14 protein-coding genes are annotated in these 14,086 nt (G+C 71.3%); 8 read left to right on the top strand and 6 right to left on the bottom strand.

The genetic code is table 11. From position 1 onward, the window contains the following. Positions 1 to 203: 203 nt before the first annotated feature. A complete protein-coding gene (locus OHT51_RS05120; protein ID WP_328877678.1) occupies positions 204 to 1,103 on the bottom strand; it encodes an RNA polymerase sigma-70 factor in 900 nt (299 codons plus the stop codon). Positions 1,104 to 1,296: 193 nt separating this feature from the next. On the opposite strand from OHT51_RS05120, the gene OHT51_RS05115 reads away from it, so the two are divergent. Next, positions 1,297 to 2,232 (top strand): UTP--glucose-1-phosphate uridylyltransferase, encoded by a 936-nt coding sequence (locus OHT51_RS05115; RefSeq protein ID WP_328877677.1) that lies wholly within the window; start codon positions 1,297 to 1,299, stop codon positions 2,230 to 2,232. A gap of 17 nt (positions 2,233 to 2,249) precedes the next feature. Here OHT51_RS05115 and OHT51_RS05110 read toward each other — a convergent pair whose 3' ends face one another. The 4 genes from OHT51_RS05110 to OHT51_RS05095 all read right to left on the bottom strand — a co-directional run bounded on the left by OHT51_RS05110 (position 2,250) and on the right by OHT51_RS05095 (position 5,487). Further along, positions 2,250 to 3,188 carry a hypothetical protein gene (locus tag OHT51_RS05110; RefSeq protein WP_328877676.1) on the bottom strand — a complete coding sequence of 313 codons (939 nt, stop codon included), beginning with the start codon at positions 3,186 to 3,188 and terminating at the stop codon, positions 2,250 to 2,252. After that, entirely contained in the window at positions 3,185 to 3,670 is a 486-nt protein-coding gene (locus OHT51_RS05105) for a hypothetical protein (RefSeq protein ID WP_328877675.1), read from the bottom strand. Before OHT51_RS05105 ends, OHT51_RS05110 begins: the two co-directional genes overlap by 4 nt. A gap of 3 nt (positions 3,671 to 3,673) precedes the next feature. Continuing rightward, on the bottom strand, positions 3,674 to 4,897 hold the full coding sequence (locus tag OHT51_RS05100; protein ID WP_328877674.1) for a macrolide family glycosyltransferase: 1,224 nt from the start codon (positions 4,895 to 4,897) through the stop codon (positions 3,674 to 3,676). A 116-nt stretch (positions 4,898 to 5,013) separates the two neighbouring features. Continuing rightward, complete coding sequence (locus OHT51_RS05095; RefSeq protein ID WP_328877673.1) at positions 5,014 to 5,487, bottom strand: carboxymuconolactone decarboxylase family protein; 474 nt, start codon at positions 5,485 to 5,487, stop codon at positions 5,014 to 5,016. A gap of 265 nt (positions 5,488 to 5,752) precedes the next feature. On the opposite strand from OHT51_RS05095, the gene OHT51_RS05090 reads away from it, so the two are divergent. The 5 genes from OHT51_RS05090 to OHT51_RS05070 are packed head-to-tail and all read left to right on the top strand — an operon-like array spanning position 5,753 to position 9,674. Then, positions 5,753 to 5,938, top strand: coding sequence for a hypothetical protein (locus OHT51_RS05090; protein ID WP_328877672.1), 186 nt, complete (start codon positions 5,753 to 5,755; stop codon positions 5,936 to 5,938). Positions 5,939 to 5,960: 22 nt separating this feature from the next. After that, positions 5,961 to 6,671 carry a hypothetical protein gene (locus tag OHT51_RS05085; protein WP_328877671.1) on the top strand — a complete coding sequence of 237 codons (711 nt, stop codon included), beginning with the start codon at positions 5,961 to 5,963 and terminating at the stop codon, positions 6,669 to 6,671. Next, positions 6,668 to 7,681 carry a DUF6895 family protein gene (locus OHT51_RS05080; protein ID WP_328877670.1) on the top strand — a complete coding sequence of 338 codons (1,014 nt, stop codon included), beginning with the start codon at positions 6,668 to 6,670 and terminating at the stop codon, positions 7,679 to 7,681. The genes OHT51_RS05085 and OHT51_RS05080 overlap by 4 nt, the downstream gene beginning before the upstream one ends. Continuing rightward, the gene (locus OHT51_RS05075) at positions 7,678 to 8,598 is read left to right on the top strand and encodes a DUF6895 family protein (protein ID WP_328877669.1); all 921 of its coding nucleotides are present in this window, start codon (positions 7,678 to 7,680) and stop codon (positions 8,596 to 8,598) included. The genes OHT51_RS05080 and OHT51_RS05075 overlap by 4 nt, the downstream gene beginning before the upstream one ends. Next, complete coding sequence (locus OHT51_RS05070) at positions 8,595 to 9,674, top strand: serine hydrolase domain-containing protein (RefSeq protein ID WP_328877668.1); 1,080 nt, start codon at positions 8,595 to 8,597, stop codon at positions 9,672 to 9,674. Before OHT51_RS05075 ends, OHT51_RS05070 begins: the two co-directional genes overlap by 4 nt. Positions 9,675 to 9,778: 104 nt before the next feature. Here OHT51_RS05070 and OHT51_RS05065 read toward each other — a convergent pair whose 3' ends face one another. Next, positions 9,779 to 11,152, bottom strand: a complete 1,374-nt coding sequence (locus OHT51_RS05065; protein WP_328877667.1) for an alpha-lytic protease prodomain-containing protein — start codon at positions 11,150 to 11,152, stop codon at positions 9,779 to 9,781. Between the two features lie 200 nt (positions 11,153 to 11,352). On the opposite strand from OHT51_RS05065, the gene OHT51_RS05060 reads away from it, so the two are divergent. Beyond that, complete coding sequence (locus tag OHT51_RS05060) at positions 11,353 to 11,802, top strand: Fur family transcriptional regulator (RefSeq protein WP_328877666.1); 450 nt, start codon at positions 11,353 to 11,355, stop codon at positions 11,800 to 11,802. A 24-nt stretch (positions 11,803 to 11,826) separates the two neighbouring features. Next, positions 11,827 to 14,040 carry a catalase/peroxidase HPI gene (gene katG / locus OHT51_RS05055; protein ID WP_328877665.1) on the top strand — a complete coding sequence of 738 codons (2,214 nt, stop codon included), beginning with the start codon at positions 11,827 to 11,829 and terminating at the stop codon, positions 14,038 to 14,040. The last annotated feature ends 46 nt before the right edge of the window (positions 14,041 to 14,086 follow it).

The following is a 14,086-nucleotide window of genomic DNA, read 5'->3' as shown; positions in this document are numbered from 1 at the left end:
GGAAAGACGTTGTTCGGTGACTGCCACGGTCTTCTCCGATCAGGGGGCGTCACTCACTACGACCGACCAGTGGTCGGATCTGTGACAGCACTCGGTAGGAGAGACGCACGCGCGGAGCAGAACTCCAGTGTGCTGGGCACCGGCGTTCCGTGCCACGCCATCCCCGCGCCGGACAGCGGCGAGTCGGCCGGTCAGGAGCGGCCTCAGCCGGTCAGCGAAGCCACGTAAGGGGCCAGCTTGGCCGGATTCAGGACCCACATGATGCGTTCGATGCCGCGCGCCGAGACGTCGACGCAGAGCAGCGCCTTCGCGGTGCCGTCGGCCGAGACGACGAGGACGGCCGGCCTGCCGTTGGCCTCGACCCAGCGCACGTCCGTCGAGGGCCAGAACCGTGGGGCGAAGGCGGCGAGGTACTTGGAGACGTGCTCGAGTCCGACGACCGGGATCCTGGACGCCCCGCGCATCCCGCCACCGTCGGAGTAACTGACCACGTCCTGTGTGAGGACCTCCTCCAGCACCGACAGACTGCCGGTCCGGGCCGCCGAGAGGAATGCCTCCAGCAGGCGCCGGTGAGCGGTGGAGCTGACCGGCTCCCTGCGCTCCGCCGCCAGGTGTTTCCTCGCGCGGCTCACCAGCTGGCGGGTGTTGGCCTCGCTGGACTCCAGGATGTCCGCGATCCGCTTGTAGGGGTAGGCGAAGGCCTCCCGCAGCACGTAGGCGGCCCGCTCCACGGGGTTGAGCTTTTCGAGGAGCAGGAGCACCGCCATGTCGACGGCCTCGGCCCGCTCCGCCCCCACCTGCGGATCCGCCCGGGTGTCCACCGGCTCCGGGAGCCAGGGACCGACGTACGACTCACGCCGCATCCTCGCCGACTGGGCGAGATTGATCGCAAGCCGGGTCGTGACGGTCGTCAGGAACGCCGTCGGTTCCTGGATGTCGCTGCGGTCGGTCTTCTGCCACCGCAGCCACGTCTCCTGGACGATGTCCTCGGCCTCCACGGCGCTGCCGAGCACGCGGTAGGCGATGCCGAAGAGCTGAGGGCGCGCCGCCATGAACTGCTCTGCGGCCTGGTCGAGGGGGGCTGCGTCATCCTCGGCGGGCATGGATTCCTCCAGTCCTGGACGACCAGGCTACAAGCGGGCACGACAGGGTGCGCGCCGCCGGGAGCCGCCTTCCCGGGACGTCCGTCGGAGCTGCCCGGTCCCGGGCGGTCGGCGAGGTCGTGGCAGGCGTTGGTAGCGTCGAAAGCGTGCCGTGTCCGCCGGTGCGGCGCGTCGATCGACCGAGAGAGATGTGATGTCCCCGACGATCCGCAGGGCTGTGATCCCCGCCGCCGGACTCGGCTCCCGACTGCTGCCTCTGACGAAGGCGACACCGAAGGAGATGCTCCCGGTCGGCGACAAGCCGGTCATCGAGCACACGGTGCGTGAGCTGGTGGATTCCGGCATCACCGACATCACCATCGTGGTCTCCGGCGGCAAGAGCCTCATCCAGGACCACTTCCGCCCCAACCCCGCCCTCGTCGAGCAGCTCCGCAGGGACGGCAAGACGGCGTACGCCGACGCGGTGGAGGAGGTCGCCGAGCTGGCCCGCCAGGGCCACATCACCTACCTCGACCAGTACGGCCCGTACGGCAACGGCACCCCGGTGCTGAACGCCGCCCGCTCCTTCGGCGACGAGCCCGTACTGGTGCTGTGGCCCGACGACGTCTTCGTGGCCGAGGTCCCCCGCGCCCAGCAGCTGATCCGCGCCTACGAGCAGACCGGCTGCCCCGTGCTGGCCCTGCTGCCGATGGACCCCACCGAGTCCCAGCGCTACGGCGTGCCCGTCGTCAAGGAGGACCTCGGGGACGGCCAGCTGCGCATCACCGGCCTCGTCGAGAAGCCCGAGCCCGCCGCCGCCCCCTCGTCGTACGCGGCGATCGGCGGCTACGTCATCACCCCGGGCATCATCGACGAACTGCGCGAGCAGACCCGCCGCTGGTACGAGCACCGGACCGGCGAGGTCTATCTGACCGACGCCATCAACGCCTACGCCGCCACCCGCGCGGTGTACGGCCAGGTCATCAAGGGCCGCTGGTACGACACCGGCAACCCGGCCGACTACCTGGTCGCCCAGATGGCCTTCGCCCTGGCCCACCCGGAGTACGGCCCGCTGCTGCGGGGCCTGGTCTCCGGGCTCGACGCCGACGGCGCCGCGGCCCGCAGGACGGGGACGGGGACGGACAGCTGATCGGCCGGCGCGGGGCCTCATGACATCGGGCGGTCCGTCGCCGCCTTCGCCCAGTGCCGGGCGCGGATGAGGGCGATCACGGTGTCGGTCGTACGGTCGAGGTGGCTGCGGCCCCCGGGCAGCTGGGCCACGGGGCTGATGTAGCTGCGCGGACCGAGGTGGGTGGCCGGATCGAGTCGGTGCACGGTGATCTTCCCGGCGCGGCGGGCGCGGTTCCATCCGCTGCCGCGCAGCAGCCGCCGGCGCTGCGGGAACATCCAGGTGCCGACCCGCTCGATCCGGTCGTGGGCGCTGGTGAGTTGATGCAGGTGCTCGGCCTTGGTGAGGTCGTTGGCGCCGTTGTGGAACCCGCCGAGCGTGATCAGCAGGAGCGGGCAGCGCAGCCGGGTGTGCAGTTCGTCGACCGCGCCGGTGGCGACCTGGGCGCCGCCGCTGTAGCTGAGCAGCACCACGGGGATGCCGCTGTCGGGCTCGTAGCCGGCCAGCCGCAGCTGCGTGGCGATCTGGGAGCCGACGGCCCGGTTGTAGAGGGGCCGGTACCGGTGGTCGGCGGCGACGAAGATCTGCATGACGTTGTGCAGGAACAGCAGCAGCCCGACGCGGCGGCGCAGCCACGCCCACACCGGCCGGTCGGCGAGCGGGTCGGCCAACGGCGAGTAGGGCTGCACCTGCCCCAGCACGCGCAGCTCGGGGGCTGCGGCGAGCAGCGCCTTGACCAGCTGGCCGCCGTCCCGGGTGTCGCGGACGCGGCGCTTGCCGATGCCGTCCAGGTAGACCAGGTAGGCCTCCGGGGGCCGGTCGGCGGCAGCACCCCGGGCGTAGGGCATCCCCTCGGGAAGCTCGCTGGTGGGGGCCCGGAAGCCGGCGCTGTAGACCAGCACCTCGTAGCGGGCCAGCAGGCCTTCGGCGAGCAGGACGGGCCCGAGTACGCAGGCCCAGAACAGGAAGTCGTTCATGCGACCGGCTCCGGTGTAGGGGACGCACTGATCCGTACGACCAGACGCCGAACGGTCTCGACGGCGACACCGAGTCCGGCCCCGGCGACGGCCACGCAGCCGGCGGCGCCCCACCAGCCGAGCCCGGTCGCCGTCGCCAGCGGGCCGGCCAGCCCGGCGCCGACCCCCACGAAGAGCAGCAGGTGCAGCAGCGGCCCGAGCAGGGGGAACGCGAGCACGGCCGAGAGCAGCAGCGGCGCGACCAGGCCCGGTGTCCAGCCCATCCCGTCGCCCGGCGGTGGCGAGGACACCACCAGCTCGGCGAGGGTCCACGCGGTCAGCGGCCACAGCGCGAACACGGCGGCCTCGACGAGGCCGGCGGCCGGCAGCAGCCCGGCCACGAGCAGCCGAGGCATGCCAGGGCGGCCCGCCAGCAGCGGCAGGATGCGCCCGGCGGCCTCGGACAGCCCGGCGAACAGCAGCAGGACGACGACAGCGGACATCGCTCAACCTCGCTGTGACGGGTCGGCGGGGACCGGCCGGCGCACCGAGCCGGCCGTATGCACGTACCGCTCCAGTTCGTCGGCGGCCCGTCGATGTCCGCCGGCGTCGCGCTGGGCGGTCCTGAGGGTCGTCGCGGCCGCCCGGAACGCGGGCTCGTGCAGCAGGCGCCGGGCGAGGGCACGCACCGAGCCCTTGGCGACGTCCTGGGTACGCAGCGACAGGCCCGCGCCGAGCTCTGCGACGCGACGGGCGATCATCGGCTGGTCGGCGCCCTGCGGGACCACCAGCATCGGGACCGCGGCGTACATGGCCTCGTTGACGCTGTTCATGCCGCCATGGGTGACGAACAGTGCCGCCCGGGCCAGCACCTTCGGCTGAGGGACGAAACGCCGGGGGAGGACATTGGCCGGCAACGGGCCCAGTGCGTCGGGATCGGTCTGCCCGGTGGAGACGATCACGGTGCCGCCCAGCGGGGCGAGTGCGGTGGCGAAGGTGCGCAGCAGCTTCGGGTCGGTGTTGAACACCGTGCCGAGGGAGGCGTACAGCACCGGGTCCTGGAGCCGGTCGGCCTCGAACGACGGGTCGACCGGGCGGGCGCCGATGCTCGGGCCGACGAAACGGTACGACTGGTCGAAGTGCTCGACGGCGGGCTGGAACGCCCGTGACGTGTAGACCAGGTTGAGCGGCTGACGGATGTTCAGCAGGTCGAGCGGCGGCAGCCCGCGCGCGTCGAAGCGGCGATGCAACTCCCGGCGGGAGCGCAGGTAGCCCTGCACGCTGCCCGGTTGCCTCCGTGCCGCTGCCAACAGCTGCCACGACCCGCGGGTGGGACTCGGGACCTGCCGGTTGAAGGCGAACGTGGTGAACGACGACGCCGCCGGTACGTCGAGTTCACGTGCGGCCACCGCGCCCCACGGACAGGAACTGTCGTGGACGATCAGGTCGGGCCGGTCGCGGCGCAGGTCGTCGAGCACGGCGGGCAGCAGCCGGACGGTGGTGCCCGCGAGGGACTCCAGCAGCGTGACCGGCGTCGGCGGATCGGGCGGCGGCAGTTCGCCTCCGGGGTAGAGGTGCACGGTCGCGCCGGTGGCCTCGATCTCCGCTCGGAACGCGGGCGAGGTGTGGTACGTGACGGTGTGGCCGCGCCGGACCAGCTCGGCCACGACCGGCAGCGTCGGATTGACGTGCCCGTGCATGCCGATGTTGAGGAACGCGATGGTGCTCACAGCCTGGCCTCCACCAGGGAAGAGGTCGATGTCCCGCCCGGGCGGGCGGCCACCGCGGTGCACGGGACCGGCAACGGCTCGATCCGCGACGGCAGCCCGGCCCGCGTCATGACCGGTCAGCCGAACTGGCCGGGCTGGTAGTCCCCGGCGGGCTGCTGGTTGATGACGTTGATGCGGTTGTAGGCGTTGATGACCCCGAGGAGGGAGATCAGGGCCACGAGTTGGTCCTCGTCGAAGTGCTTGGCGGCGTTGGCCCATGCCTCGTCGGAGACACCGCCCGCGGCATCGGCGATACGGGTGCCCTGCTCCGCCACTTCCAGGGCGGCGCGCTCGGCCTCCGTGAACACCGTCGCCTCCCGCCAGACCGCGACCAGGTGCAGGCGCTGCGCGGTCTCGCCGGCGTGGGCCGCATCCTTGATATGCATGTCCGTGCAGAAGCCGCAGCCGTTGATCTGGCTTGCGCGGATCTTCACCAGCTCCTGGATGGCGGCAGGCAGGGTCGAGTCCGCCACCACCTTGCCGGCCGAGTTGATGTGCTTCAGGACCTTGCCTGCCAGGGCGTTGCCGAAGTAGTTGACACGCGATTCCACGGGATCTCCTTGTCTTGCAGCGGGGTACGCCCTACTGACCGGAGTAACGCGGAACATGTGACAGGACGAGGTATGTGAGCTGCGTCTCACCTTCATTGAGACTCAACTGCGTGTCGCGGCAAGGGAGTTCGAGGTGCGGTCGGTGCGCATGGTGGAAATGTTGAAGAAGGTACTTATGTTGCCTTCTGGGAAAAGATGCGCGCTATGTGACTGTGTGGTGCTCTGGGTCATGGAGGCTATGGCTGACCCCAGAGGAGATGGTGATATGCCTTCCATTGACAAGGCGATCGAAGAGATCACGGGTGTCCGGACCGACCTGGAAGCGGCACTTGACCCTGCCGAGTCCGACGGCGTCTTCCGCGACAGCCGTGAGTGCGCCGCCCTGGCGCTGCTCTCCGCGGACACCAAGCTGCTGCTGTCCCCGCCGACCCCTCGCCCCAAGAAGGGCTGAGCGGACGAACGGGAGTAGCTGAATGGACCAGTCAGGCACTTCGGCCCTCTTGCAGGGCGCTGTGCAGGACATTGCGTCCGACGTGGTCTCCGCCCTCCGGGGCGGAGACCACGTGCGCATGTCCGGCACAAGGGCAGTCGACGACCCCGAGGGACAGTTCGCCCTCGCGGCCGTACGCGTGGTGGGAGCAGACCTCTTGCTGCCGCACGTACTGTTCCCGACTCCGCCCGCCTCGGACGTACTCACGGTTTTCCGGCAGACGGTGGAGGCCTTCCCGCCGCGCGCCGACGCGGCACCCACCGTCCATTGGAGCCACTGGGCGATGCGCCGCACCCTGCTGCGCCTCGACGCACCTCTGACCGGCGCATCCGCCGGGGACGGGGACACAGAACCCGACGCCGCCTGGCTCGACGCGGCGACCTGGCAGGTGCTGACGCACCAACTCGCGGTCCTGGCCCCTCTCGCGGTGCCCGGCGAGGACAGCGCCGCGGTCCGCGTGGCCCGCGGGCGCCCGGTCGACGTGGCCCGCGGCTTCGTACGTGCGGTGCGCCGCAGGGACTGGCAGCAGGCCGCCGGAGCGGGACGCTGGCTGACCCTGATCGAGGGGGTACCGGACACGCTCGGCCTCGAAGCGGGCCTGGACTTCGTGGAACTGATGGGCGGCAAGGACCCCAGGGTGGCCCTCCAGGTCCAGGCGGCTCGGGTCATGCGGGCCGCCGGAGCACTCGTATGACCGATACGACGACCGTGACAGCCATGGGCGTCGATGAGATCCGGGACGTCGGAGCCGCCGCGTTCGCCTGGCTGTCCGCCCACCGCGAGGACTTCGCGCTGGGCGAGGACGCGCTCAGCGCCGACGGCCATGTCGACGCCACCTGGAAGCCGCTCGGGGAACTCGCCCAGACCTGTTCGAGCGTGCGCGCGCACACCCCGGCGTGGGACCCGCTGCACGCGTACGCCGCGGACCTGTTGCGCTTCGCCTGGCAGCAGACCGGGCAGGGGGAACTGTTTCTGCGCCTCCAGCGGTGGGAGCCCTTCGCGACCTACCCGCTGGAGGTCTACTCCGTCTTCGCCGCGGCCGGACTGCGGCATGCCGGGTACGAGGCAGCCGCCGCGACGACGGCCCGCACCCGTGGCTGGCGGCTCACCGAGCAGGAGCCGACCCGCCGGCTCGGCGTCCTGAAGGCCGAACGGCGCAGCGGCATCCACCGGAAGGAACAGGCCGAGCCGGTGCTGCGGAGCACCTGGCTGGGCGGGCTCGCGGAGCCATGGACGTTCGAGCGCTCCTCGGGGTACGCGCTCACCCACGTCGTCTTCCACCTCACCGACTGGGGCCGCCTCCCCGCGGGCGTCCCCGCCGACCTGGCCGGCTACCTGGCGCACTGGCTGCCGGCCTGGCTCGACACCTGCCTGGACGCCGGGATGTGGGACCTGAGCTGCGAGTTGCTGGTCGTCGCCGCGAGCCTCCCGTGCCCGCCCGACCCGGCGACGCTCGAACACGCCTGGACCCGGATCGCGCGGGCGCAGTACGACTCGGGCGCACTGCCGCAACAGGCCCCAGAAGGTGAAGGGGGAGCGGATCCGGAGCCGGACTTCCTGCACTGCTACCACTCCACGCTGATGGCCGCCTTCGCGGCTGCACAGACCGTCAAGTGCCTGAGCGGCGAGGCCGATGACGACGGCGCCGCACCGCACGCGGAAAGCGTGCGGAACCGGTACGGGGGACAAGGAGTGCCCGGATGACCGACACCCGTCTGATGCACACCGTCGGCGTACGCGCCCTGGAGTGGCTGTGGGCCCATCGCGACGGCTTCCGCCTGGAACCCGACGTCGACCCCGAAGTGGGGTTCCTGGAGCGCTTCAAACCGGTCGGCGAACTGGCCCTGATCTGCCGGGTGCTGTTCCGCGAGGGCGTGGCCGGCTCACGCCAGGCCGAACTGGCGCGCAAGCTCCTCGACCACACCTGGCGGCACACCCTGGACGGCGGTCGCATGCTGGTGCGCGGCCAGCGCATCGAGCCGCTCTCGCCGATCCCGTTCGAGGTGTACCTGCCGTACAAGGAACTCGGGTACAGCGAACCCGAGGTGGAGCGTGCGACCGTCCTCTACCAGCGGCTCAACAGCTGGTCGGCCCTCGAACTGGACCCGACCCGACGCCTCGGACTGTCCGCGTTCCAGCGCCGCTTCGGCCTCACGCCCCGCATGCCCGAGGCGGACATCGTCGGCTCCACCTGGCTGGGCAACAGGCCCGAACCCTGGACGGTCAGCGGGCACATCGCCTACGACCTCACCCACACGGTGTTCCACCTCACCGACTGGGGAGAGCACCCCGACGGTCTGCCGCCGGACATCGCCGACTACCTCGCCATGTGGCTGCCGGTCTGGATCGACGACTGGCTGGACCTCGAGCGCTGGGACCTGCTCGGCGAACTCCTCGTCGTCGACGCCTGCCTGCCCCGCCCCACCCTGGACGAACGGGGCTGGGAGGGCTTCGCCGCCGCACAGCAGGCCGACGGCGCCATGCCGGCCGTACGGGACATGCCGGAGGGCGAGCCGGACGATCTGTTCGACATGATCTACCACCCGACGCTGGTCGCCGCCTTCGCCTCCGTGCTGGCCACCTCCCGCGCCCTGTCCGAGCTGACGCACGCCACCTCATGACCGGCCGGTCCACGCCCTGGCCGGGCATCGCCGACGACGTGGACGAGCCCCCAGCGGACGGCGGTCCCGGCGACGACGACACCCTGCGCGAGCGCCTGGAGAGCGCCGCCGATGCCGTCGACGCCCCCGACGTCGTCTTCGCGGTGTCCCGGCACGGCCGCCGCACGCTGCACTGCGCCGGGACGGCCCCGCCCCCGCCGGTCCCCCGGCAGGACCTGCGCTACGAGATCGGTTCGGCCTCGAAGACGTTCACCGGCCTGCTGCTGGCCCAGCTCGTCCGGCGCGGCCTGCTGACCGGGGGCGAACCGGCCGCCGCCTGCCTGGACCCCGGCCGGCGGACCGGCGCGGACCCGGTGACGCTGGCCCACCTCATCACGCACACCGCCGGGCTCCCCGCCCTGCCGGCCGACTTCTACCGCCGGGCGCTGCCCGCCTGGCGTACCAACCCCTACGGCCGCTATCCGGCCGAGCGGGTCACGGACGCCTTCCTGCGGTACCGCCCGCGGCACCGGCCCGGCACCCGGTGGCACTACTCCAACTTCGGCGTCGCCGTCCTCGGCCACGCCCTCTCGGCGGTGTCCGGTACGGCGTGGGAGGACCTGCTCGCCACGCACGTACTGCGTCCTCTCGGCCTGAGCGGCACGGCCCTGCGGGCGGAGGACCCGAAGGCCGACGCCGTCGGGCACGGCAAGGACGGGCGCACGCCGACCCTCGCCTTCGACGCGGGCGGCTTCGAGGCCGCCGGCGCCGTCCGCGCGACGCCGCACGACCTGCTCACGTTCCTCGAGGCGCACCTCGCCCCGGACGGTTTCCCGCCGGCCGACGCACTGCGGGCGGTGCGCACGCCCGTACTGCGGCGCGGCTGGGGGGACCGGCACGTGCACACGGTGGCGTGGTTCCGGCACCCCACGGACGGCGGACCGATGTACTTCCACAGCGGAGCCACCCTCGGCCAGCAGGCCTTCCTGGGCTTCAGGCCCGACACGGGAACGGCCCTCGCCGCGATGTGCACCCGCCGCTTCCGCGCCCACGACCCCTTCGTCACCACCGCGTACGGGTTCCTGGCCGAGGACTAGAGGACTAGAGGACTAGTGGGGGAGTAGCGAGGGGGGGCGGGGCCGGGAGCGGACGGTGCGGGGACGGTGCCCCGCACCGGAAGCCGTACGACTCCTTGGACCGCCTACATCTTCTGCCACAGGGCCGGAGTGGCCACCGGTGACCACCTGCCCTGGGCCTGGTGGGTCTGCAGGCACTGGTAGCGCACGCCCGCGACGGTCACCGTGGTGCCGGCCTCGTAGACGCGGCCCGCGGCCCAGGTGTCGGCCGCCCCGTTGTCCTGCGGAGCGGGAACGCCCTTCTGGGCGGACGCGGTCTTCAGGACGAGGCCGAAGTCGTTGAGGATCGGGTTGATCGGCTGGTAGAAGGTGGTCCCGCCGGACGTGCAGTTGCCCGAGCCGCCCGAGGTCACGCCCTGTGCCTGGGAGCCCGACATGTACGGGCCGCCGGAGTCGCCCGGCTCGGCGCACACGGTCGTCTCGGTCACGCCGTCGACGGTGCCCTCGGAGTAGCTGACACTCGTGTCGTGCTGCTCGATGGTGCCGCAGTGCCATCCGGTGGTGGAGCCGGAGCGGCAGATCGACGCCCCGACGAGCGCCTGGACCGAGCCGGTGACCTGGGTGCGCTGGCCGCCCTCGCCCTTCACGTCGGCCGTGGCCTTCCAGTCGCTGTTCACGGCGACCCAGGACATGTCCTTGCCGGGGAACGTGGAGGCCTGGAACGTGCCCTGTTCGTCCATGTTGGAGCCGGTGGTCTCGTCCTCCGCGCTGCCGCAGTGGCCCGCCGAGGCGAAGCCCTGCTGGGTGCCCTTGGTGACGGAGAACCCGACGGAGCAGCGGGCGGAGCCGTTGATGTAGTAGGCCTCGCCGCCGACGACGTCCGCGAAGAGCCGCGGCCGGTGCTCCGACACGCGTACGCCGACGCCCTTGCCCCGGACGCCGGCGGCCTTGATGAAGGCGGTGGCGGCCGATCGCTTGGTCGCCTGCACGACGACCCGGTTCGTCGGCACGTCGACGTACCAGACCGGCGTGTCGCGCGTCTTGACCCGGGCGGAGGCGGCGTCCAGCTTCTGCTTGACGGCTCGCAGCTCGCTCAGCGGCCGCTTGACGACCGCGGCCTTCGCGCCCTGCGCCTGAATGGCGGACACGTCGCCTGCGTGGGTGGTGGCGACGGTGAGCTCGGCCGCGGTCGCCCCCCGCAGCCAGGCCCCCGCGAAGCGATCGCCCAGGGAATTGCGGAGGCGACCTGCGCGGACGCCCGCCTCGGCCTCGTTGACCAGCCGCTCGGCCGCCTGCCCCGGCTTCAGCTTGAGGTCCCGCTCCAGGGCCCGCAGCAGCGCGGCCGGCGGCCGGTCGGCACCGAGCGTCTGCGCGGCGGTGGACGCGGGCACTGCCGGGGGTGGCTCGGCCGCCGCGGCCGAGGTGGCTCCGGTGAGGGCGAGGGCGCCGAGAGCGGTGAGGGCCACGCGGCGACCCGCCGCGGTATGTCTGCCGAGCATGCGTTGTACCTCCATCGAGTACAGGTGGGGTTACGACCAATGAAGGCCTTGACAAAAAGGCATGACTCAATGTCAGAAAAGATGATTTTTCGCGCTTTGGGAGGTGCATGGGGTCGTGTGCGGGTGCCCCGGGGCGGCGCGCCAAAGTTTCATCATTCGTTTTCTTGAATCATTCGTGTTTAGCGCGGTAGCTTGGCGTCATGACCGCATCCCAGACTCCGACCCCTGCCGAGGAGCTCCGCGGTGCCGGCCTGCGTGTGACGGCGGCGCGTGTCGCGCTGCTGGAGGCCGTCCGGGCCGGTGACCACCTCGGTGTCGAGGCCATCGCCTCCGGGGTTCGTGATCGCGTAGGTCATGTCTCCCTGCAAGCCGTGTACGAGGGCCTCCACGCCCTCACGGCGGCGGGACTCATTCGCCGTATCGAACCGGCCGGCAGCCCGGCCCGGTTCGAGGGGCGTGTCGGCGACAACCACCACCACATCGTGTGCCGATCATGCGGTGTCGTCGCCGATGTCGACTGCGAGGTCGGCGAGGCGCCCTGTCTGACCGCGTCAAACGACCACGGCTTCACGATCGACGAGGCCGAGGTCATCTACTGGGGCCTGTGCCCCGACTGCTCCACCGCCCGCAGTGCACCCCGAGCACTGTGATCCACCTAGTTCGGAAGGTTTCCCATGGCTGAGAACCCCGATGCGATCGTCACCGACGCGAAGACGGAGGGCACCGGAGGCGGCTGCCCCGTCGCGCATGATCGCGCCGCGCACCCCACCCAGGGCGGCGGCAACCGCCAGTGGTGGCCGGAGCGGCTCAACCTGAAGATCCTTGCCAAGGACCCGGTCGTCGCCAACCCGCTCGGTGCGGAGTTCGACTACGCCGAGGCGTTCCAGGCCCTCGACCTGGCGGCCGTGAAACGTGACATCGCCGAGGTGCTCACCACCTCGCAGGACTGGTGGCCCGCCGACTTCGGCAACTACGGCCCGCTGATGATCCGTATGGCCTGGCACAGCGCCGGCACCTACCGCATCAGCGACGGCCGTGGCGGTGGCGGCCGCGGTCAGCAGCGCTTCGCCCCGCTGAACAGCTGGCCGGACAACGGCAACCTGGACAAGGCCCGCCGTCTGCTGTGGCCGGTCAAGAAGAAGTACGGCCAGTCCATCTCCTGGGCCGACCTCATGATCCTCACGGGCAACGTCGCGCTGGAGACGATGGGCTTCGAGACGTTCGGCTTCGCCGGCGGTCGCGCCGACGTCTGGGAGGCCGACGAGGACGTGTACTGGGGTCCCGAGACCACCTGGCTCGACGACCAGCGCTACACCGGCGACCGCGAGCTGGAGAACCCGCTCGGCGCCGTCCAGATGGGCCTCATCTACGTCAACCCCGAGGGCCCGAACGGCAACCCGGACCCGATCGCCGCTGCCCGCGACATCCGCGAGACGTTCCGCCGCATGGCGATGAACGACGAGGAGACCGTCGCCCTCATCGCCGGTGGTCACACCTTCGGCAAGACCCACGGCGCCGGCCCGGCCGACGCGGTCGGCAACGACCCCGAGGCCGCCTCCATGGAGGAGCAGGGCCTGGGCTGGAAGTCCACCTACGCCTCCGGCAAGGGCGGCGACGCCATCACCTCCGGTCTGGAGGTCACCTGGACCACCAAGCCCACCCAGTGGTCCAACGACTTCTTCGACATCCTCTTCGGCTACGAGTGGGAGCTGACCCAGTCCCCGGCCGGCGCCAACCAGTGGGTGGCCAAGGACGCCGAGGCGATCATCCCCGACGCCCACAGCGACTCCAAGAAGCTGCCGACGATGCTCACCACCGACCTCTCGCTGCGCTTCGACCCGATCTACGGCCCGATCTCGAAGCGCTTCCACGAGAACCCGGCCGAGTTCGCGGACGCCTTCGCCCGCGCCTGGTACAAGCTGACCCACCGTGACCTGGGCCCGAAGTCCCTGTACCTCGGCCCGGAGGTCCCGGCGGAGACGATGCTGTGGCAGGACCCGCTGCCGCAGGCCGAGGGCGAGGCCATCGACGCCGCGGACGCCGCGGCGCTCAAGGCCAAGCTCCTGGAGTCGGGCCTGACCGTCTCGCAGCTGGTCTCCACCGCGTGGGCGTCGGCCTCGACGTTCCGCGGCAGCGACAAGCGCGGCGGTGCCAACGGCGCCCGTATCCGTCTGCAGCCGCAGAACGGCTGGGAGGTCAACGACCCCGACCAGCTCGCGCAGGTCCTGCGCGTCCTGGAGGGCGTCCAGTCGGAGTTCAACTCCGGTGCCAAGAAGGTCTCCCTGGCCGACCTGATCGTCCTCGGCGGCGCCGCCGCGGTCGAGAAGGCCGCCAAGGACGCCGGCTTCGACGTGGAGGTCCCCTTCACGCCGGGCCGCGTGGACGCGACCGAGGAGCACACCGACCCCGAGTCGTTCGCCGCGCTGGAGCCGTCCTCCGACGGCTTCCGCAACTACCTCGGCAAGGGCAACCGCCTGCCGGCCGAGTACCTGCTGCTGGACCGCGCCAACCTGCTCACCCTGAGCGCGCCGCAGATGACCGCCCTCGTCGGTGGTCTGCGTGTCCTGGGCGCCAACCAGGGGCAGTCCTCGCACGGCGTGTTCACGGACACCCCGGGCGTGCTGACCAACGACTTCTTCGTCAACCTGCTCGACCTGGGCACGACGTGGAAGTCGACCTCCGGCGACCAGACGACCTTCGAGGGCCGTGACGCCTCGGGCGCCGTCAAGTGGACCGGCACCCGTGCCGACCTCGTCTTCGGCTCGAACTCCGAGCTGCGCGCGCTCGCGGAGGTCTACGCGAGCGACGACGCGAAGGAGAAGTTCGTGAACGACTTCGTCGCGGCGTGGGCCAAGGTCATGGACCTGGACCGGTTCGACCTCGTCTGATCCGTCTGATCCATACCGAAACACGGCGTCCAGGCCGGCCCGCAGG

This window comes from Streptomyces sp. NBC_00299 (assembly GCF_036173045.1).
GTDB classification, from domain to species: Bacteria; Actinomycetota; Actinomycetes; order Streptomycetales; family Streptomycetaceae; genus Streptomyces; species Streptomyces machairae.
Note: the sequence above shows the minus strand (reverse complement) of the source record. Positions and strands in the feature narration are given on the sequence as shown.

Coding starts and splice junctions, on each gene's coding strand:
- OHT51_RS05120 (WP_328877678.1), bottom strand. CDS start 1,103: ATGCCCGCCGAGGATGACGCAGCCCCCCTCGACCAGGCCGCAGAGCAG.
- OHT51_RS05115 (WP_328877677.1), top strand. CDS start 1,297: ATGTCCCCGACGATCCGCAGGGCTGTGATCCCCGCCGCCGGACTCGGC.
- OHT51_RS05110 (WP_328877676.1), bottom strand. CDS start 3,188: ATGAACGACTTCCTGTTCTGGGCCTGCGTACTCGGGCCCGTCCTGCTC.
- OHT51_RS05105 (WP_328877675.1), bottom strand. CDS start 3,670: ATGTCCGCTGTCGTCGTCCTGCTGCTGTTCGCCGGGCTGTCCGAGGCC.
- OHT51_RS05090 (WP_328877672.1), top strand. CDS start 5,753: ATGCCTTCCATTGACAAGGCGATCGAAGAGATCACGGGTGTCCGGACC.
- OHT51_RS05085 (WP_328877671.1), top strand. CDS start 5,961: ATGGACCAGTCAGGCACTTCGGCCCTCTTGCAGGGCGCTGTGCAGGAC.
- OHT51_RS05080 (WP_328877670.1), top strand. CDS start 6,668: ATGACCGATACGACGACCGTGACAGCCATGGGCGTCGATGAGATCCGG.
- OHT51_RS05075 (WP_328877669.1), top strand. CDS start 7,678: ATGACCGACACCCGTCTGATGCACACCGTCGGCGTACGCGCCCTGGAG.
- OHT51_RS05070 (WP_328877668.1), top strand. CDS start 8,595: ATGACCGGCCGGTCCACGCCCTGGCCGGGCATCGCCGACGACGTGGAC.
- OHT51_RS05065 (WP_328877667.1), bottom strand. CDS start 11,152: ATGCTCGGCAGACATACCGCGGCGGGTCGCCGCGTGGCCCTCACCGCT.
- OHT51_RS05060 (WP_328877666.1), top strand. CDS start 11,353: ATGACCGCATCCCAGACTCCGACCCCTGCCGAGGAGCTCCGCGGTGCC.
- katG (WP_328877665.1), top strand. CDS start 11,827: ATGGCTGAGAACCCCGATGCGATCGTCACCGACGCGAAGACGGAGGGC.